Source organism: Rhodocyclus gracilis, from assembly GCF_009617575.1.
In the GTDB taxonomy this organism is placed as follows: Bacteria; Pseudomonadota; Gammaproteobacteria; order Burkholderiales; family Rhodocyclaceae; genus Rhodocyclus; species Rhodocyclus gracilis.
This window is the reverse complement of sequence record NZ_WIXJ01000001.1, coordinates 1-15501: the sequence shown is the minus strand read 5'-3', so window position 1 is coordinate 15501 and position 15501 is coordinate 1. Positions and strand designations below refer to the sequence as shown.

Here is a 15501-nt window from a genome sequence, read left to right as displayed (position 1 = left end):
GTTAGTATTTAATGCATGCGAGCATTGCGACGTTTCGCGGGCGCGTTTCTGTGCCACCCGTTGCGCCCGTGTTTGTTGGGCCACCTGAAATCGCTGTCATATTTGCATTGCCGCTGCTGCACTGCACTAGCTGTATTGGCATTGTGTGACTGTGCGACTGTATAGCTCCTGCTTGCGCGCTGCCGATCAATCTCCCTGCATCAATCCCACGACCGTCATCAAAACCGCGCAAAAACTCGGCGCGCAGATCCGGGACGCGAAAAGTCGTCGAGCCGTCGCCGGGCGAAAACTGACCGTTTTGCCACGCGCCATCGCTGTCCGCGAGATTGCCGCTGGCCTGTGCGTAGGCCCACAGCGCGGGGTAAGCGGCGCGCGAGAGGAGCGCGCCGTTGGCTTTGATGTGGCCGGCAGGCGCGGTCGTGGCGGGTACGTAGATGATTGCGCCGGTCGGCATGCCCGAGGCGCCCGGCGCATCAACATCAACAAACATCTCGGTCGCATTGCGCGCGATGCCGACGAAGACCGCATTGGTCGGCGCCGTTGTCGTGATCGCCCCTGCCGTCGCGCTGTCGAGGTAATAGCGCGCACCGGGAGTAAGCCCTGTGAACAGCACTGCGTCGCCAAAGGCCACGACTGCAGCGTTGGGCACATCGGCGAAACCGACTATCGACTGCTTACCCGATCCGTCGGCGATGGCGAGGTCGAAGCGGCTATTGGCCGAGTCCCAATAGACTGCCTTGCCGGATCCCGTCACAGCGCCGGCAAAGGCGGCGTTGTTGATGATGACCGCGCGCTGGCCAGCCTGGATCATTTTGGCGATGGCTTGCCGCAGCTGCGTGAGGTCACCAGTCGCGGGGGCGAGGCCGGCGCCTGTGATGACGGCCTCGATCTCCCGCATCGGATGCTCAATCGCCGCGCAGGGAACCGGGCTTCCTTCTACTCCGCTGGCCGGATTGCCGTCGACGTACGGAGCGCCCGCCGCCGCACCTATGGGTGGAACGTATTTCATCGATCAGGCTCCTTCGTAAGAGAAAATCAGCCGGGTGTGTGCCGGCTTGAGGCGTTTAAGCTTGCACTCCAGATCGGCGGCGCGATCGATCTTGCCGAGCAGATCGCCGCACTGACTGGCGCCGGTGCGAAAGGCGGTAAACCGTGGGCCGGTGACGCGAACGCGCCACTGATGGCGCACCGCATGGCCACCGCCAAGGCGATCACCGCAGCGATTGATGCCAGTGACGAAGGGCCTGAACTCGTCGAGTTCGACGGTGTAGCCCATCGCCTCAGCCAGGCCGAGAAAGTAGGACGGACTGGCGCCGCCGAGCGCGGTCAGCTTGGCGACGACTGCGGCGCGGCGCTCCTGGAGCGTGGTGGCCACGCCGGCGCCGCAAGTGTCGGGAAGACCGCAGACGCGTTCCCAGTCTGCAAGCAGCTCCAGCGCCATGCGTCCATCGGCTTCGTCGAGCGCGGACCAGCCGCGCGCATCGACGCGCGCGAGCTCCTCGGCAAGTGCATCTAGCAGCCGGGTAAGGGTCGCATCGGCGGCGCGCGGCCATGCCGCACCGGGCGGCAGCAGCGCCTGCAGCTGGGCGCGGTAAGCGGCAGCGTTCAGACCCATGCAATACCTCCGAAGGTCGCGATCTGGCCAACGCTCAGCGTGATGTCGGCGACGGGCGAGAGCAGCACGTGGTCCGTTTCGCCGGCGGCCAGCGAGATCGCTTCACGGATGTGCGAGAGCGGAATCTTGCCTTCGTTGCCGCCGCCTTCCGGCTCGGCCTCACGGATCAGCAGATCGCGCAGGCTCGCTTCGACGGCCGCCTTGACGCTGGCCGTGGCCGGCGTGAGCTGGATCTGAAAGGCGAGAGGAGCGGCGATCGGCGCGACGACGAAAAGCTCCATCCCGATCGGCCGCTGCGCATCGATGTAGGCTTGAACCGCCGCTACCTCTGCCGCATCCGGAATCAGGCTTGCGTCGTTGTCGCGGACGAAGCGCACCGTCACCGTGCCGTCGCCCATCTCCAGCGGATAGCACCAGGCGCGCGTCACGCCCGGAACCTCCAGCGCCCACGCAACGTAGTCATGCGCCGCGCCGCCGTGCGGCGTCTGCTGAATGCGGGCGAGCACGCGGGCGCGCAGACTCTCGATGTCTTCAATGTCGGCGCCACCGGAAAGCCCGTCGATCCCGACCGTCGCGGTGGCGTTAAGGCCGTCGATCGGAGACTCGATGCCCAGGGGCGAGCCTGCCGGCGTGTTACCGGCCTGCCCCGGCTCACTGGCCTCCAGCGCCAGCACCGCCGTGCCGCCGATGACCGTCGTTTCGCCCTTGGTCACGAAGGCCGCGCCGTCCTGCCGCCTGAAGACCGCCCCGGCCTCGATGACGGTGCCGTTGCTCCCCGTTACCGTCGCCGCTCCCGCGGCGTAGAACGCCGACACGCGACCGGACTTCAACCAGATCGCGGCGTGTCGTTCGAGAACGTCGTCGTCGCACTTGTCGACGAGAATCTGCCGGGCGATCCAGTCGAGGTAGCCGTACAGCCCATGCACGGCGCCGGCATGCACGCGGGACAGTACGGTGAGATTCGAGCGGCGCAGGCGCGCATCGGCGCCGGGAAAGCGGCTCTCGATATCGGCGACGGCGCGCTCGATCAGGGTTGGCAGATCGGGGCGAACGAAAGGCATCTCACACCTGGTTCCAGAGGGTTTCGAAGCGGATCGGGGCGACGCTGCCGTCCGGCCGATGAATGCGGACGATCATCCCCATCACCTCATCGCGAGCGACGAAGGTTTCTACCTCGACGCGCCGCGCTGCACCGTCGGCCACCAGCCACGCCAGCGCCTGCTCGACGTACTCTTTTGCTTCTGTGAGCGACGCCTGCAGCTGCTTCGAGGCACGCAGCAGCCACAGCCGCGAACCGATGCGATCGCCGGCGACCGGCGGATACGCGTCGCCCCACCAGCCGCGGCGGTCGCTCTGCCCGAGCGGCAGCGTGTCGTCGTCGGCAGCGCGAGCATCGGTGAATAGCGACAGGATGACTGCCGTTTCCAGCCCGTCGTCGGTGGCCAGCGCGAACTGCTCGAGCGCCAGATCGGCGCCGCGATCCATGTCCACGAAAACGCTGCGCAGGTCGCTCATGACATCGCCTGCGACGGCTTGCTGGTGTTGCCGCCGACACCGTTTTCGTGATGGGTGTGGTCGTTGTAGGTGCCGCGCATACCGGCCATGCTGCGCGTGCCGTGGTCGCTGATATCGCCCTGCGCAACGATGTTGCCGGCAACGGCAAGGTCGCCCGTCATGCTCACCAGCGGTGCGTCGATCGTCACCAGCGGCGTGTTGAAGATTTTCACCGGCAGGCCGGCGCCGTCGATGACGATGCCCTCGCGCGTCAGATGCACGCGCTGGCCAAGATCGTCGTAGAGCGCGGCTTCACCTGGCGCGATCTCGCGCAGGCGAAACTTGCGATCGGCGACGCAGATCATCACGCCGTGGTCGCGATCGCCGCCGACGGCGAAATACAGCCCCTCGCGCTGCCCCGGCGGAATCGAGGTCATGCCGTACTGCTGCAGGATCTCGACCCCGTCGCGCACCTCGCCGTCGAGCAGCTTCACCTGCGCCGTCTGCACCTTGCCGCCATCGGCGATCGATGTGACCACGCCGCGCCCGACCATCAGGCGCAAGCGCCGGGCGAGCGGCGCCATCATGCGCGCGACCAGCGTCTGTGCGTCCATCATTGGTCGCTCCAGTCTTCGACCTTCTCTTTCCGGTCGCGCTGTTCTTTCGTCTTGAGCTTGCCGAACAGGCGCGACTGGGTCACACCTTCGAGCAACTGGAAGGCCTCCGGCTGCGAGATGGCCAACTCGGTGAGGGTGCCGCCTTGGTCGTCGAGCGTATAGGTGCAGCCGACGATCAGCATCTCAGCGGCGTCGAGCAAGAGCATCGACGACGTGACCGGAACGATGGTGTTCGGCTGCCAGATGTTGCCGGCCGGATCGACCCAGCCCTGCACGGTGACCGAGCCGCGAGCGCTGCGGCCGCGGCGGACGTTGCGCTCCCACTCGGCGCGATCCTTCAGCGTCGCGTTCTTGCTGTGCGCCTCGGCCAGCACGATCAGCGGCCGTGGCCGCGTGATGATGTCGTCGGCGACCTTGGCCGACGGCGATGAATGCGCCTGGTCGCCCTCGGCGCCGAGGCGTCCCTGGCCCTTCACCGTGTAACTGGAAAAGCGTTCCTTCCAGGAGAACTCGCCGCGCGCCGCCTTGATGTTGTCGCCTTCGACCAGACCGAAGTCGAGCCGCCGCGTGCCGGCGCGGGTAATCACCAGGTCGCCCTCCGGGTTGCTGGTGAGCAGCAGCGCCTTCAGGCGCGCCGCACGCTCCAGGCACTCGAAAACGCTCTCGCCCTCCTGGATCGAAAACGAGTCGAGCGCGCTGCCGATGTCGACGCCGTCGTCGATGATGACCGCGATGTCGTAGGGCTTGAGCAGATCGCGCGCCAGCTGGTCGATCTTGACCTTGTGCCACTGGCCGCTCTTATAGACGGCCGAGCAATCGACCAGGTCGGCCGTCTTGTCGCGGCCGGACACGCGCAGCGTGTGGCGGGTCGCATCGAAATCCACCATCACGGTATCGACGTAGCCGGTGATGACCACATCGCCATCGAGCAGCAACTGACACGGCTGCCCGGGGCGGATTGGCCGGCGCTGCAGCGAACCCGGCCAGCACTCGGCGATCTCCAGCTCGAAGGTCCCGGCCAGCTGCTCGATCGAGCGAGTGACGCGCAGCGATTTCCAGCCGCCGTAATAGGCGCCGGCGACCCGGAGCTCTGCGATGCCTGAGAGGTTTTCTTGCGTAGCCATGCAGCGAGGCTACGTTCGCGCGCGCGATCGGCCAATTAACCGGCGTTAAAACCGGCGCACTGCCCCGAGACTGCCCGAGGGTTTAACGCGAGATGATTTCCAGCGCCTCGCCGCCCGGAACAAATCCGGGGTGGCGGATCACGCGCAGATTGCGCGCGATCAGCTCGTCCTCGCGCGTGGCGTCGCCGTGGATGCGGTAGGCCGCCACCAGCGCCGGCAGTGTCGCCGGCAGCGTGGCGCTCGTCACGCGCGGGGCGTTGATCGAGCGTGCCGTCAGGTCGCGTACCAGGGCGACGCGCAGCGCGGTCAGCGCCTGATAGACGGGCTCCGACACCTCGACCACGGTCTGCGCTGGCGTGCCGTTTCCGGTCGGCGCCGGGACGATTCCGGCCGCTTCGTCGTCGAGTCGCGCCGACAGATCCTCGCGCAGCGCGGCGCCCTCGTCGGCGGTGGCGATACTCGCCCGGCTTGCCATGCGGGCGGCCTCGACCAACGCCGCTCGGCGCACCAGGTTGGACATTGCTGCCTGATTGGCCGCCTGGCGAACCCGTGACGGCGTCGTCGTCGGCACGCGCGACTGGCTGCTGCCGAAGTTGAACAGGCCGCGGTACGAATTGAGCGCGTTGAGCGGACTCTTCGCCAGCGCCTTGAGCGTGCCGATCGCGCCGAGAATGCTCTGTGCAAGGGCGGCCGGCGCGCGGATCAGACTGTTGAGACTGCCGACCACGCCATTCGCTGCCGCCATCACGTCGGACAGCACCGAAAGGTCAGGCACCAGCGAGCGGCGCGCGGCTTCCAGCGACTTCATGGCGTCCTTAGCCGCCTTGAGGCCGGCGGCGACCCCGAAATCAGGCAGGCCGTCGACGGAAAAGTCGCTAGCAAAATCGTCGGCGATCGCGTCGTTGGCGTCGTCAGCGGCCGACTCGACGGCGGCCTGCGTATCCTGCCGCGCCGACGGTTCGGTGTTCTCGCCGGCGACGATGAAGTCGAGCGAGAAGCGGGCGACGCCGCCGTCCTCGGGAGATTCGGAGATTCGCGCCGGGCTGGCCAGCGTGACGGTACGCTCGCCGTAGTACGGATGAATCAGCGTGCCCGCGCCGCGCTGCTTCAGCGCCTCGATCAGCGCATCGCGTGCCTTGAAATAGTCCGGGCCGACGATGATCGCTTCGATCGTGAAGGCATCGGCCTTGAGGCCAAGGTCTTCGGGGTAGGCGTCATCGCGCTGCGGGTACTCATGGATCGCCACGCGCCGGCCGACCTGCGTCTGCGCACTCTTCACGCCGAACGGCACGCCGCGGAACGAACCCGGCTTGAGCGACTTGCGCCAGGGCGCGACGTAGGGCTTGCTCACGGCGTCACCATCGTGCGGCCGGCATCGACGTTCAGCGGCACGCGCGGGTTGCTGGTGCTCGCGGCGACCGAACTCACGCGGCCGTCCTGGTCGACGCGGACGCGGATCTCGCCTCCGACCGTAGCGTCTTGCCCGCCTGGCGTGATTGCCGAGGGCCGGGCATCGCCCAGCTTCCAGTCGGAAGACCCTTTTCCAGACCCCGGCAGTAGATTGGCGAGCGTCTGCATCTTGCTCGAAATCCAGTCGATAGCGCCGGCGAAGGAGTTTTTGACGCCTTCCCAGAGGTCGACGAAGAACGCCTTGATCGGTGCCCAGTTGTCGATGATGATACCGGCGGCGGCGCCGATCAGCAGCGCGGCGGGAACGATCGGGTTGGCCAGCATGAAGACGCCGAAGGCCGAAACAATGGTCAGCGCGGACGCCAGCGCCCCGCCGACACCCAGCAGCACCGTCGCCAAGCCGCCGACGGCCGCTCCGACACCTGCCAGCGCCAGCGCCGCAACGCCACCGCCGATCGCGAGACCAGTGAAGGCAAGCGCGATCCGGCCGAGCCATTGCGCCAGAACCGGGTTCTGCGTGATCCACGTTCCCACGGCCTCGGAGAGCTTACCGAACCAATCGGCGAGGTTCTTCAAGTCGTCGCCCATCGCCCCGGAAAAGCCGGCGATCGTATTGGTGAAGGTGCCGCTCGCCGCATCCCACAGGTTTTTCAGAGTGCCGAGCTGCATGTCGGTGCGCTTTTGCAGCGATGCCTGCTTGTCCATCGCCTCGACCATTTTCTGATAGCCATCGACGCCCTCTTTCACCAGCGTGGCAATCATCTGCTGATCCTGGCCACCGCCGAAGATTTCCTTGAGTACCGCGTTCAGCCGCTCGGCGGAAAGCCCCTTCAGCTTGTCGAACTCCTTGACCATATTTTCGATGCCAAGAAAGTTCCCCTTTTTGTCCGTGAACTTGAGTGTCGGCATGTTGTGGGCTGAGAGCAGCGCATTTGCCTTGCCGACTTTGCTCCGATCGAGCAGCGAGGCGCTGATCGAGGCGAAGCCGGTGCCGACTGTCTCGCCGGACAAGCCACCCTTGACCCAGAGCGCGTAGAGCGGCGCGAGTGCCTTGCCGGCGGCCAGCCCCTGCTGCCCGAGAGTCTTCAACGCGCCGCCCGAGCGGGCGAAGGCGTACATCATCTCCGTGGCGTCAACGCCCTGAAAGTAGGTGCGCTGAATCGTGTCCATGAACTTGAGCATGTCGCTGTCGGCAACGCCGAGGGCGGTCTTCAGCTTGGCCGCGAAAACCCCCATCTCCTCAGGCGTCTTCTTCAGCAGAACCGCCATTCTCGCCGCCGCTTCGCCGACGCCGCCGAGAATGGAGTCGTCGGTAATACCCTGCGCTTTCAGCGCCGCCATCATGTTCAGGAAGTCGGCCGACGTTCCTGGGAGAAGGTTGCCGAGCTTGATCGCCAGCGCGTTGACCTTCTCGAAGGCTCCCGTGAGGCCGTCGCGGTCAGTCATCGTTACCTTCAGACGCATCGACGCATCCTCCAGATCGGAGAACGCCGACACCGATTTCATCAAGGTTCCGCCAGCCAGAAAGCCCGTTGCCATCGCGTTGCGTCCGGCGCTTCCCATCTGCTTGAACTTGTCGCGCAGCCCATCAACCTGCTGACCGATGCCGCGCATGCCGCCCGACATCTGGTCGAACAGCTTGATGGTCACCCCCATCATGATCATGCTATTTGACATGCTATGCTGATCCGCTGCTTGCTCTGTTCAAGGGACTGTTCTCAATGGTCGCGCTGCTCGGGCTGGTGCTGGGGCTTGCCTTCATCGGCGTCGGCATCGCCGCCGCCGGCTGGCAGGGCGGCCTTGCCGCGCTGATCTTCGTCGGCCTGTTCGCAGCCGCCGCCGGGATGTTGAGCGACCTCGTCAGCCCTCGTCGCGGCGGTTGACCCGCACCGCCTGCGCGTGCCAGAACGTGAACTCATCGACGCTCATCTCCCACAACTCGGACGGCTGGAAGTGGAAGGTGACGGCGATGTCACCCATCACGTCTTCCCAGTTGCGGGGAATCCCCCCAAAAAACCGCTGACCACCTCGATCAGCTTGGGCATGTCTTCAACGTCCAGCCGGTCGATCACCGCCGGCGTCAGATCGGTGAGCGCGGCGGCAAAGTCGAGGATCATGTCGAAGGGCTTGTCCATCCCCTTCAGCCCCCGGAAATCACCGGCCTTCGGGCGGCGCAGCTGCAGCAGCGAAATCGTCTTCTCGCCGTAGCTGATCGGATGCGCCAGCGGGATGTCAATCGTTGCGGTCTTCTCGCTCATCTCACACCTCCTCGCAGCTCATGCCTTCGAAGCGCAAGGCCACTTCACCCTTGTCGAGCTCGAGCGCTTTCGCGCACCAGGCGTTGCGCAGCACGTAACTCTTTTTCGTGTCGGTATCGAACGATACGACGACGTCGACCATGTCGGCCAGCTCCTGCAGCGACGTGTCGGCGCTGTGCGCGATCGAGCACTCGACGAAAGGCACGGTCGGCTTTTCCTTGTAGCCGAGCACGCCCGAGTCGCCCAGTTCGGCGGTGCGCTCCGGATTGCCGAAGCCGAGCTTGGCGCCTTCCTTCGATGCCATGCGTTTGCCGGCGATCGTGACGTAGGCGCGTCCAGTCAGTTGTCCCATTGTTTACCTCACAGATTGAATTGAACGGCGCCGGCGAAGACATCGAACTGATTGACGATGTTCGGCGGCAGCACGGCATTGACGCGGCACTCGTCGGCAGTCGAGCGCAGCACCTTCAGGTTTTTCTTGAAACTCGCCAGGTCTTCGAGCAGGCCGACGTACTCCAACTGGGCCGCGGCGGCGATCAGCGTGTTTTCGATCAGCCTCGGCGTTGCGATCTTCTGCCCCGGCGCGATCCGAGCGAGCACATCGTCGTCGGCCAGCTTGTGCGCCGGATAGTCGCGAGCGACCGCGAACCGGAAGACGTAGCGCATGTAGTCGACCGTCCACTTGGTGTTCAGCTTCAGGAGGCTGCGATCGTCCATGCCGAAGGTGTTGGTCTGGTAGGTCGTAATGACCTGCTCGATCATCGCCGCGCCCGACTCGTCGAAGATGATCGTGCTGATGCCATCGTGCAGCACCAGGTTGCGCTCGGTCTGCGTGAAGCGCACCGCCTCGGCCGGCGCCATCACCGCGGGCAGGGAGAGGCCGCGGAACGGAATCGCCGGATCGTTGCCGCCGGAGAACTCGACTGCAGCCGCTGCCTGCGCGGCGATTACCCAGGGCAGCGTCGGCGAGCCGTTGAGGCCGAAGACCGTGCTGTGCGGACTATTGCGGGTGGAACCGAAGGTCGACAGCGTGGCGGCCGTGCCGGACTTGAAGGCGAACACGTGGCCGGCGCGCATGTCCATGCCGCCCCAGCGGCTCTGCAGCTCGGTCTCCATCGCCACCAGGTTGGCGGTGTCGCTCCACGGCATGGCGATGCTGTAGTAGGCGCCGGTGCTCATGGCGGCAATCAGCGCGAGCACGTCGGGGTTGCCGCTACCGGCAACGCCGGCAGTGATGGCCATCGTGACGCCCTTCGGCATTGCCTCGCCGTCGTAGTAGTTCCAGCGCACGTCGATGGCGCCGGCGTCGGCGCCCTTGTGGCGGGCGGTCAGCGTTACCACGCCAGCGGCGGAGGTGGCCGTCACCGGCGAATCGAGGTCGGCATTGACGGCCGCGGCGATGGCCGTGGCAATGGCGGCAACGGCCTGCCCCGAGCTGATGCCGATGGCGATCCGCCGACCGCCGATGTAGAGATAGGCCGTTCCCGCCTCGGTGGGCGCGCCGGTGACGGTGATCGTGGTGGTGGCCATCACGCCGGCAGGCAGATCGTCAGCGGCCAAGGCCCACATTTCGGTGTAGGGATTGACCTGGATGGCGGCGGCAATCATTTGCGCCAGCTGCGAGCCGCGGCCGAAGTAATTGACGCCATCGGCGGCGCGCGTCACCCGGGTGAGCACGCCAGCGGCAACGGCGCCGGCGGCAAGGCGCTGGCCGAGGATGAGGATGCGGCGCGCCATTCCCGGCAGGCCGCGAACCGCCTTGGTGTGGTCGATTTCGATGAACTGACCGGGCACCCGCCAATCGATGGGGATGGTCAGGAAGTTGATGTTGTCGGGCATGGTGGGCTCCGTTGATCAGGACTTGGCTTTAACGGCCGTTTCGGCGGCGGCCGCGGGCTGCTCAGGCACCGGGCCGAGCGTGGCGTCGCCATCGCGCTCGCGGCGAAGCCAGTACGACGTGCGCTCGACGGCTTCGCCGGCGGGGTCGAGCGGCTTTCCGTTTTCGTGCCGGACGAGAACGCCGGGCTTCGGCGTAGCGAAGATTTTTTCCATTGAGTTACTCCTTGTTGGCGAGGCGGTCTTTGAGGCAGTAGCCCATCAGCGGCCAAATCTTGGCGATGGCGTTCTGGCGGGCGATCTTGCGGCCAATCTCGGCGTCGAAGTTGTCGGGAGAGGCGCAAGCCGACTCGCCGGTGACGGTGAAGCCATTGCGCAGTACGAGGACGCAGAAAGTGAGCAAGCCGAGCGCCTTGAAGTTATCGATCCCCTCGATGTGTTGCACTCCAGAACCGCCTACCGACAACAAGCCATCGGCGGCGGTGAAGTAGTGCTCGCTGGCGATGTTCGCCTCGATGTCCGCCGGCGTGATGCGCGGCGCCGTCAGACCTTTTGCCTGGATTTCATTCTCGATTTGGTCGGGCATCACTGCTTACTCCTGAAGTTTTAGGGTGTCGGTCAGTCCGGGTGCCGACGTGCTGTAATCCGGCGGCTCCTGGAGCCACTTGCTGTGCTCGGCCGCGCTGGCCTGCGCGTCGATGTCGGTGGCGGCGTGGAAGGTGCGGAAAGCGGCAAGGTCCGCCTCGTTGATCGGCAGCTGCAGGCGTACATCGGCGGATGCCTGGATCTGCACTACGCCAACGTAAAGACCTTTCTGGTAGAGCGCCTCGCTGGCGACCTGGTCGCACGAGAGCACCTCAAAGCCGGCTATGGCAAAGCCCATGCCGACCGTGGCGCCGTCGACCAGCGTCATCACCGCGTCCAGCATTTCGTACAGGCCGATGGCGACGCCGTCGCCGTGGCGCGCTGCCTGCTGGCTGCGGCTGTTCTTGGCCACGCAAGCGATGCCGAACTTCGGCCGCGCATAGCCGCGGACAACCGGGAACGAGCCCATCGCCACATAGACCGCCGGCGCGTCGGTGGCAAAGCGGCCGAGCAGGCTGTCGCCGTCGAGGTCCGGCAGCGAATCGACTTGGCGCAGACGCGAGGCGAGCGGCGACGCACGCAGCAGCGCGACGAGGCCGGTTTCGAGTTCAACCAGCATGGGAAGCCCCTCCGATCGCGCCATTGATGCGCCGGGCGAGCGCGTCGAGGATGTCGTCGCGGTCGTCGGCATTGACGCCGAGGAACGGGCGCGCCGGCATCTTCACGGCCTTGACGACGGCAAAGCCGCCACCCGGCAGCCGGAACTTGAGCGCACCGCCGGACTTGGCGCGGATGGTGCCGCCGAACTGGTGAATCGCCGCGTAGATGCGATTGACGCCCCACTCGGCAAAGTCGGCGCCGGCGCGGCCGTTGATCGACCCGGACAAGTGGCCATCCTTCGTCAGCGTGCGGCCGCCGGCCAGCTGAGCGCGCAGGCTCGGCTGCCACTTCACACCATCAGGGCCGGTCTCGCTGCGAAAGCGGGCGCGCGTGCTGTTCTCGCCAATGGCTGCGATGTCGCGCATCGCCGGCGAGGCGTCGCGGCCGAGCGCGATCAGCCGGCGCAGCGCGCCGTTGATCTGCCCGTCTTCGATCTTGATCCAGGCGTCCATCAGATGAAGTCCGCCGACGCGCTGCGCCGCCACACGGCGGGCGCGCTGGTCATCTCGACATTGCCGCCGCTGGCGGCCGGCGTGTCGGCCGGATCGCCCAGCGAGACCTTGCCGGCCGCGACGTCGCGAAAGAAGGAAAGCGCCGCGTCGTAGCGCTTCTGGATGGTTTCCGACGCCTGGTCGTCATGCAGGAAGTAGCGCGCCATGTCGCACGCCAGGCGCTTCACTGCCGCCGGCGGGCTGGCCATCGGCACGGTGTAGCGCGTGGCCAGATAGCCGTCGATGGTGCTGTCGGCATCGGCCAGCGCCTGCGCAATCAGCGCTTGCGCGCTGGCCACGGCGGCGCGCTCGGCGGCAGACCACGCCGCCAGGCTCTCGCCCGCCACCGCGGCCGCCAGCAACTCCGGGCCAACCAGGCGCGGCGTCGACCGATCGACACGCTGGGCGATCTCCTCGGCCGCAAAGCGCGCGAGCAGGTCGGCGGCGGTGGCGTAGGACATGGCTACTTGCCTTTCTTGGCGTCGACGGGGCCGCTCACTGCCTTGATGGCGAGCAGGTCAACGGCCTCGGCGTCGGAAAGTTCGAGCGAGCCGCCTTCGGGCACGACGACGATTTCCTTCGTCTCGGCGTTCGGCATGGTCTTGATCGGGGTGTTGGCGATGTAGGTTCCCACGGCAGTCTCCTGACGCCCCCGGACGAACCGGGGGCTGATTGGTCAATGATTGATGGCGAAGGCGGTCAGGCCGGGTTCTGGATCAGATAGCCGGCGCTGATGCCGGACAGCACCGGCGCACGTTCGTAGGTCACCGGATAGATCCACGACTTGGAGTTGTCGTCGTAGTACGGCTGATCGGCGGCGGGGTTGCCCGTCATCGTGTAGGTGTAGCCATACGACGGCTCATCCGGATCGGAGAGCTGGCCTTCGGGAACGAAGGCCAGCACGGCGTTATTGCCCCAGATGTCAGTCGCGACGTTGGCGTCGTTCCAGTAAACGCCGGCGCCGACGATGACCTTCTTGACGTTGAAAAGCCCGGCCAGCATGTCCGGCGTGATCGATTGCGCGCTGGTGTATTGGAAGCGCGCGACGATGTTCGGATTGTTCTTGCAGGCGTTGAAGGCGACGGCCGAGAGCAGCAGCACGTTCGGATAGACGCCGCACTGGCTGCGGATTGCCTCGCGGCCAGTGTCGATATCGGCCAGCGGAACGCCGGTGGAGACGCTCCATTTCGTGGCGCCGGCGAGCGTGATCTTGTTGCCTGCGCCGTAATTGGCGGCATTCGTTGCCAGCGCTGCCTGCTCGACTTCGACCGACAGCTTGAGCGCCTTCATCGTCTTGCGAACGGCGCCACTGCCCAGATCGACGCCCGGCACCAGCGAGGCGTCGCGCTGATACTCGCGCGGCACCATGCCTTCCAGGGAGTGATTGAAGAGCGCGAAGGGCTTGCCGAGATAACCGTACTGGACACGACGGGTTGCCGATCCCGGCGTGCGCGCCGAGGAATACAGGCGGAAGGCCTCGCGGCCGAACTCCAGAATCTGGCCACCGGAGACGGCGACAAAAGCGGTCGGGAAGAGCACGTTGCCGACCATTTCCTGATTGCTGTAGCCCTGGGCGACAGACGACAGGATCGGATCGATGACGCGGACCGACGAGGGAGAGAGAGCGTTGGGCATGACGGTTCCTTGGGGTGATTAGCGAAGAGGGGGCGGCGGATCAGGCCATCGCGATTTCGACGAGGTCGCCGGAAGCGCCTGCGGCCTGCATGGCGTAGCCGACGATGTACTGGGCCGGGTCGCCGCCGGTAATGTCGGTGGCGCCGTTCGCTGCTGCCGATGTGACCGCCGTCGCGCCCGCTGCGATGGCGATTGGAGCCGCTGCGACCACCCGACCGACGGCATCGACAGTCAGAGCAGTCTCAACTGCGAAGGCTCCGCCGGCCTCGGCAACTGCGGTGCCCAGACGGCATGCTCGCCCGTAGGCGCCCGAGGCGACGCTGAATTCGGCGATGCCAAGCACCTTCTGGCCGGCAGCCGAGGCCTGAGCGCCGTTGAAGCCGACAGCGCGGTACTCCTGAACGGCGCCGTTGGCCAGAAACGGAAGGGAAAGAATGGAAATGGCTTGCTGACTCATGATGTCTCCCGGAGTGGATATCAGTGACCGCCGACGGCCTTCACCGCGACGAGGTAATCGACCTTGTGCTCGGCCTGGTACGTGAGCGCCGCCTGGTGGATCGCGAGCTGGGCGGGATCAACCTGCGCGCCGGCTGGAGCGGCAAAGTCGCCACCGCCGATAACAGGCTTCGGCGGCACGCCGTTGGTCTGGGTCTTCAGCGGCGCGACGACCGGGGCATCCTTGATGAAGCCCTTGAGCGCGACGACGTCGACCGTCTTCGCCCACGCCTCCTGCGCCGGCAGCAACTTGCCGGCAGACAGCGCCGCGGTGATCACCTCGGCCTTTTCTTGCTCGGCGGCGGCAGCCTTGAGCGCGGCGTTTTCAGCGCGGGCACTCGCCAGTTCGCCCTGGGCGGCGGTGAGCGCGGCGATCGGTACGAACTTGGCCGGATCGGGCGCGGCGCTCTTCAGCGCGGCAATCTCACGTCCCTGGTCGGCGAGGTACTGCGCCAGGTCGAACGAGGTTGCCGCCTGGGCCGGACCCGACTTGATCTGATCGATCAGCTTCTGCAGCTGGGCGGTGACTTCTTCGGCGGTGGCGCCGACGGGCAGGTTGAGCAGGTAACGCAGCTGCTCGAGGAGTTCATCCATTGGGTTCTCCTGAGGGGTGAAGGAAAGGGCGGCGGAATACTTCGCCGCCACGGCGGCGGTGAGCCCGGGCTGCAAATCGAGGGCAGGGAAATTGGTCAGCGCCACATGCAGCACGCGCACCGGCGCGCCGCTGGCGTCGTACTCGAACACCGGGCTGATGTAGCGGTACTCGTCGGACTCGATGAAGTTGGCGGCGCGCTCGGTCTGACCTGCCTGAATTCTTCGGACCACTTATTCCTGGAGAACGGCCTCCGGTTGGGTGGTTGATAAACGGGCTTTTTTGAACGCCGCTGGCGTCTGGTTACCCAGGCTCGAATGCGGGCGAACCTCATTGTAGTGCTGACGCCATTGCTCGATGACGACCTTGGCCTCGAGCCGATGGCGGAACCACTCCATCGACAGGCACTCATCGCGAAACTTGCCGTTGAAGCTCTCGGTCGTCCCGTTTTGCCAAGGCTTGCCCGGATCGATCAGCGCCATGTCGAGATTCTGGCTGGCCGCCCAGCGCAGTAGCGCGCAGGACACGAACTCGGGCCCGTTGTCCGACCGCAAGACCTGTGGGGCGCCGTGGATGCTGATCAGTCGGGAAAGAACCTCCACGACCCGCGCTGAACGGATCGAGCCGGCCACATCAATCGCCAGGCACTCGCGGGTGTATTCGTCGATGACGGTCAGGCATTTCAGTGC

The 15501-nt window shown here is 65.9% G+C and carries 23 protein-coding genes; 1 reads left to right on the top strand and 22 read right to left on the bottom strand.

Going from position 1 to position 15501, the window contains the following annotated elements:
• Window position 1: 1 nt before the first annotated feature.
• From GHK24_RS00115 to GHK24_RS00080, 8 genes are all read right to left on the bottom strand, one after another.
• Entirely contained in the window at window positions 2–1009 is a 1008-nt protein-coding gene (locus tag GHK24_RS00115) for a phage tail protein (protein WP_153467105.1), read from the bottom strand.
• Window positions 1010–1012: 3 nt separating this feature from the next.
• The gene (locus GHK24_RS00110) at window positions 1013–1615 is read right to left on the bottom strand and encodes a YmfQ family protein (protein WP_153467102.1); all 603 of its coding nucleotides are present in this window, start codon (window positions 1613–1615) and stop codon (window positions 1013–1015) included.
• A complete protein-coding gene (locus GHK24_RS00105; protein ID WP_153467099.1) occupies window positions 1606–2676 on the bottom strand; it encodes a baseplate J/gp47 family protein in 1071 nt (356 codons plus the stop codon). Before GHK24_RS00105 ends, GHK24_RS00110 begins: the two co-directional genes overlap by 10 nt.
• 1 nt (window position 2677) lies before the next feature.
• On the bottom strand, window positions 2678–3130 hold the full coding sequence (locus GHK24_RS00100) for a phage GP46 family protein (protein ID WP_153467096.1): 453 nt from the start codon (window positions 3128–3130) through the stop codon (window positions 2678–2680).
• Window positions 3127–3726, bottom strand: coding sequence for a phage baseplate assembly protein V (locus GHK24_RS00095; protein WP_228384462.1), 600 nt, complete (start codon window positions 3724–3726; stop codon window positions 3127–3129). Before GHK24_RS00095 ends, GHK24_RS00100 begins: the two co-directional genes overlap by 4 nt.
• Window positions 3723–4850, bottom strand: a complete 1128-nt coding sequence (locus GHK24_RS00090) for a phage baseplate assembly protein (protein WP_153467093.1) — start codon at window positions 4848–4850, stop codon at window positions 3723–3725. Before GHK24_RS00090 ends, GHK24_RS00095 begins: the two co-directional genes overlap by 4 nt.
• A gap of 82 nt (window positions 4851–4932) precedes the next feature.
• Complete coding sequence (locus GHK24_RS00085) at window positions 4933–6201, bottom strand: DNA circularization N-terminal domain-containing protein (protein WP_194286345.1); 1269 nt, start codon at window positions 6199–6201, stop codon at window positions 4933–4935.
• Complete coding sequence (locus GHK24_RS00080) at window positions 6198–7937, bottom strand: phage tail tape measure protein (protein WP_153467088.1); 1740 nt, start codon at window positions 7935–7937, stop codon at window positions 6198–6200. The genes GHK24_RS00085 and GHK24_RS00080 overlap by 4 nt, the downstream gene beginning before the upstream one ends.
• A 44-nt stretch (window positions 7938–7981) precedes the next feature.
• Here GHK24_RS00080 and GHK24_RS00075 point away from each other — a divergent pair, with 44 nt between their 5' ends.
• The gene (locus GHK24_RS00075; protein ID WP_153467085.1) at window positions 7982–8143 is read left to right on the top strand and encodes a hypothetical protein; all 162 of its coding nucleotides are present in this window, start codon (window positions 7982–7984) and stop codon (window positions 8141–8143) included.
• On the opposite strand, the gene GHK24_RS00070 is transcribed toward GHK24_RS00075, so the two are convergent.
• The 14 genes from GHK24_RS00070 to GHK24_RS00005 all read right to left on the bottom strand — a co-directional run.
• Window positions 8121–8240, bottom strand: a complete 120-nt coding sequence (locus GHK24_RS00070) for a GpE family phage tail protein (RefSeq protein ID WP_153467082.1) — start codon at window positions 8238–8240, stop codon at window positions 8121–8123. The two genes, GHK24_RS00075 and GHK24_RS00070, sit on opposite strands and share 23 nt — an antisense overlap.
• Window positions 8240–8518 carry a phage tail assembly protein gene (locus GHK24_RS00065; protein WP_153467079.1) on the bottom strand — a complete coding sequence of 93 codons (279 nt, stop codon included), beginning with the start codon at window positions 8516–8518 and terminating at the stop codon, window positions 8240–8242. The genes GHK24_RS00070 and GHK24_RS00065 overlap by 1 nt, the downstream gene beginning before the upstream one ends.
• A gap of 1 nt (window position 8519) precedes the next feature.
• Window positions 8520–8870, bottom strand: a complete 351-nt coding sequence (locus GHK24_RS00060; RefSeq protein ID WP_153467076.1) for a phage tail tube protein — start codon at window positions 8868–8870, stop codon at window positions 8520–8522.
• A gap of 8 nt (window positions 8871–8878) precedes the next feature.
• Window positions 8879–10357: a phage tail sheath subtilisin-like domain-containing protein gene (locus tag GHK24_RS00055; protein ID WP_153467073.1), complete on the bottom strand. Its 1479-nt coding sequence runs from the start codon at window positions 10355–10357 to the stop codon at window positions 8879–8881.
• A gap of 15 nt (window positions 10358–10372) precedes the next feature.
• Window positions 10373–10570: a DUF2635 domain-containing protein gene (locus GHK24_RS00050; RefSeq protein ID WP_153467070.1), complete on the bottom strand. Its 198-nt coding sequence runs from the start codon at window positions 10568–10570 to the stop codon at window positions 10373–10375.
• A gap of 4 nt (window positions 10571–10574) precedes the next feature.
• Window positions 10575–10940, bottom strand: a complete 366-nt coding sequence (locus tag GHK24_RS00045; RefSeq protein ID WP_153467067.1) for a Gp49 family protein — start codon at window positions 10938–10940, stop codon at window positions 10575–10577.
• 6 nt (window positions 10941–10946) lie between these two features.
• A complete protein-coding gene (locus GHK24_RS00040; RefSeq protein WP_194286344.1) occupies window positions 10947–11558 on the bottom strand; it encodes a phage protein Gp37 in 612 nt (203 codons plus the stop codon).
• Complete coding sequence (locus tag GHK24_RS00035; protein WP_153467062.1) at window positions 11548–12051, bottom strand: phage virion morphogenesis protein; 504 nt, start codon at window positions 12049–12051, stop codon at window positions 11548–11550. Before GHK24_RS00035 ends, GHK24_RS00040 begins: the two co-directional genes overlap by 11 nt.
• Window positions 12051–12551, bottom strand: a complete 501-nt coding sequence (locus tag GHK24_RS00030; RefSeq protein WP_153467058.1) for a gp436 family protein — start codon at window positions 12549–12551, stop codon at window positions 12051–12053. Before GHK24_RS00030 ends, GHK24_RS00035 begins: the two co-directional genes overlap by 1 nt.
• A 2-nt stretch (window positions 12552–12553) precedes the next feature.
• A complete protein-coding gene (locus GHK24_RS00025) occupies window positions 12554–12724 on the bottom strand; it encodes a hypothetical protein (RefSeq protein ID WP_153467054.1) in 171 nt (56 codons plus the stop codon).
• A 65-nt stretch (window positions 12725–12789) separates the two neighbouring features.
• A complete protein-coding gene (locus tag GHK24_RS00020; protein WP_153467050.1) occupies window positions 12790–13725 on the bottom strand; it encodes a major capsid protein in 936 nt (311 codons plus the stop codon).
• Between the two features lie 40 nt (window positions 13726–13765).
• The gene (locus GHK24_RS00015) at window positions 13766–14182 is read right to left on the bottom strand and encodes a DUF2190 family protein (RefSeq protein ID WP_153467047.1); all 417 of its coding nucleotides are present in this window, start codon (window positions 14180–14182) and stop codon (window positions 13766–13768) included.
• Window positions 14183–14202: 20 nt separating this feature from the next.
• On the bottom strand, window positions 14203–15045 hold the full coding sequence (locus tag GHK24_RS00010) for a phage protease (RefSeq protein WP_153467044.1): 843 nt from the start codon (window positions 15043–15045) through the stop codon (window positions 14203–14205).
• Window positions 15046–15501, bottom strand: a 456-nt coding sequence (locus tag GHK24_RS00005) for an integrase core domain-containing protein (RefSeq protein ID WP_153467039.1), incomplete at its 5' end; no start/stop codon positions are given.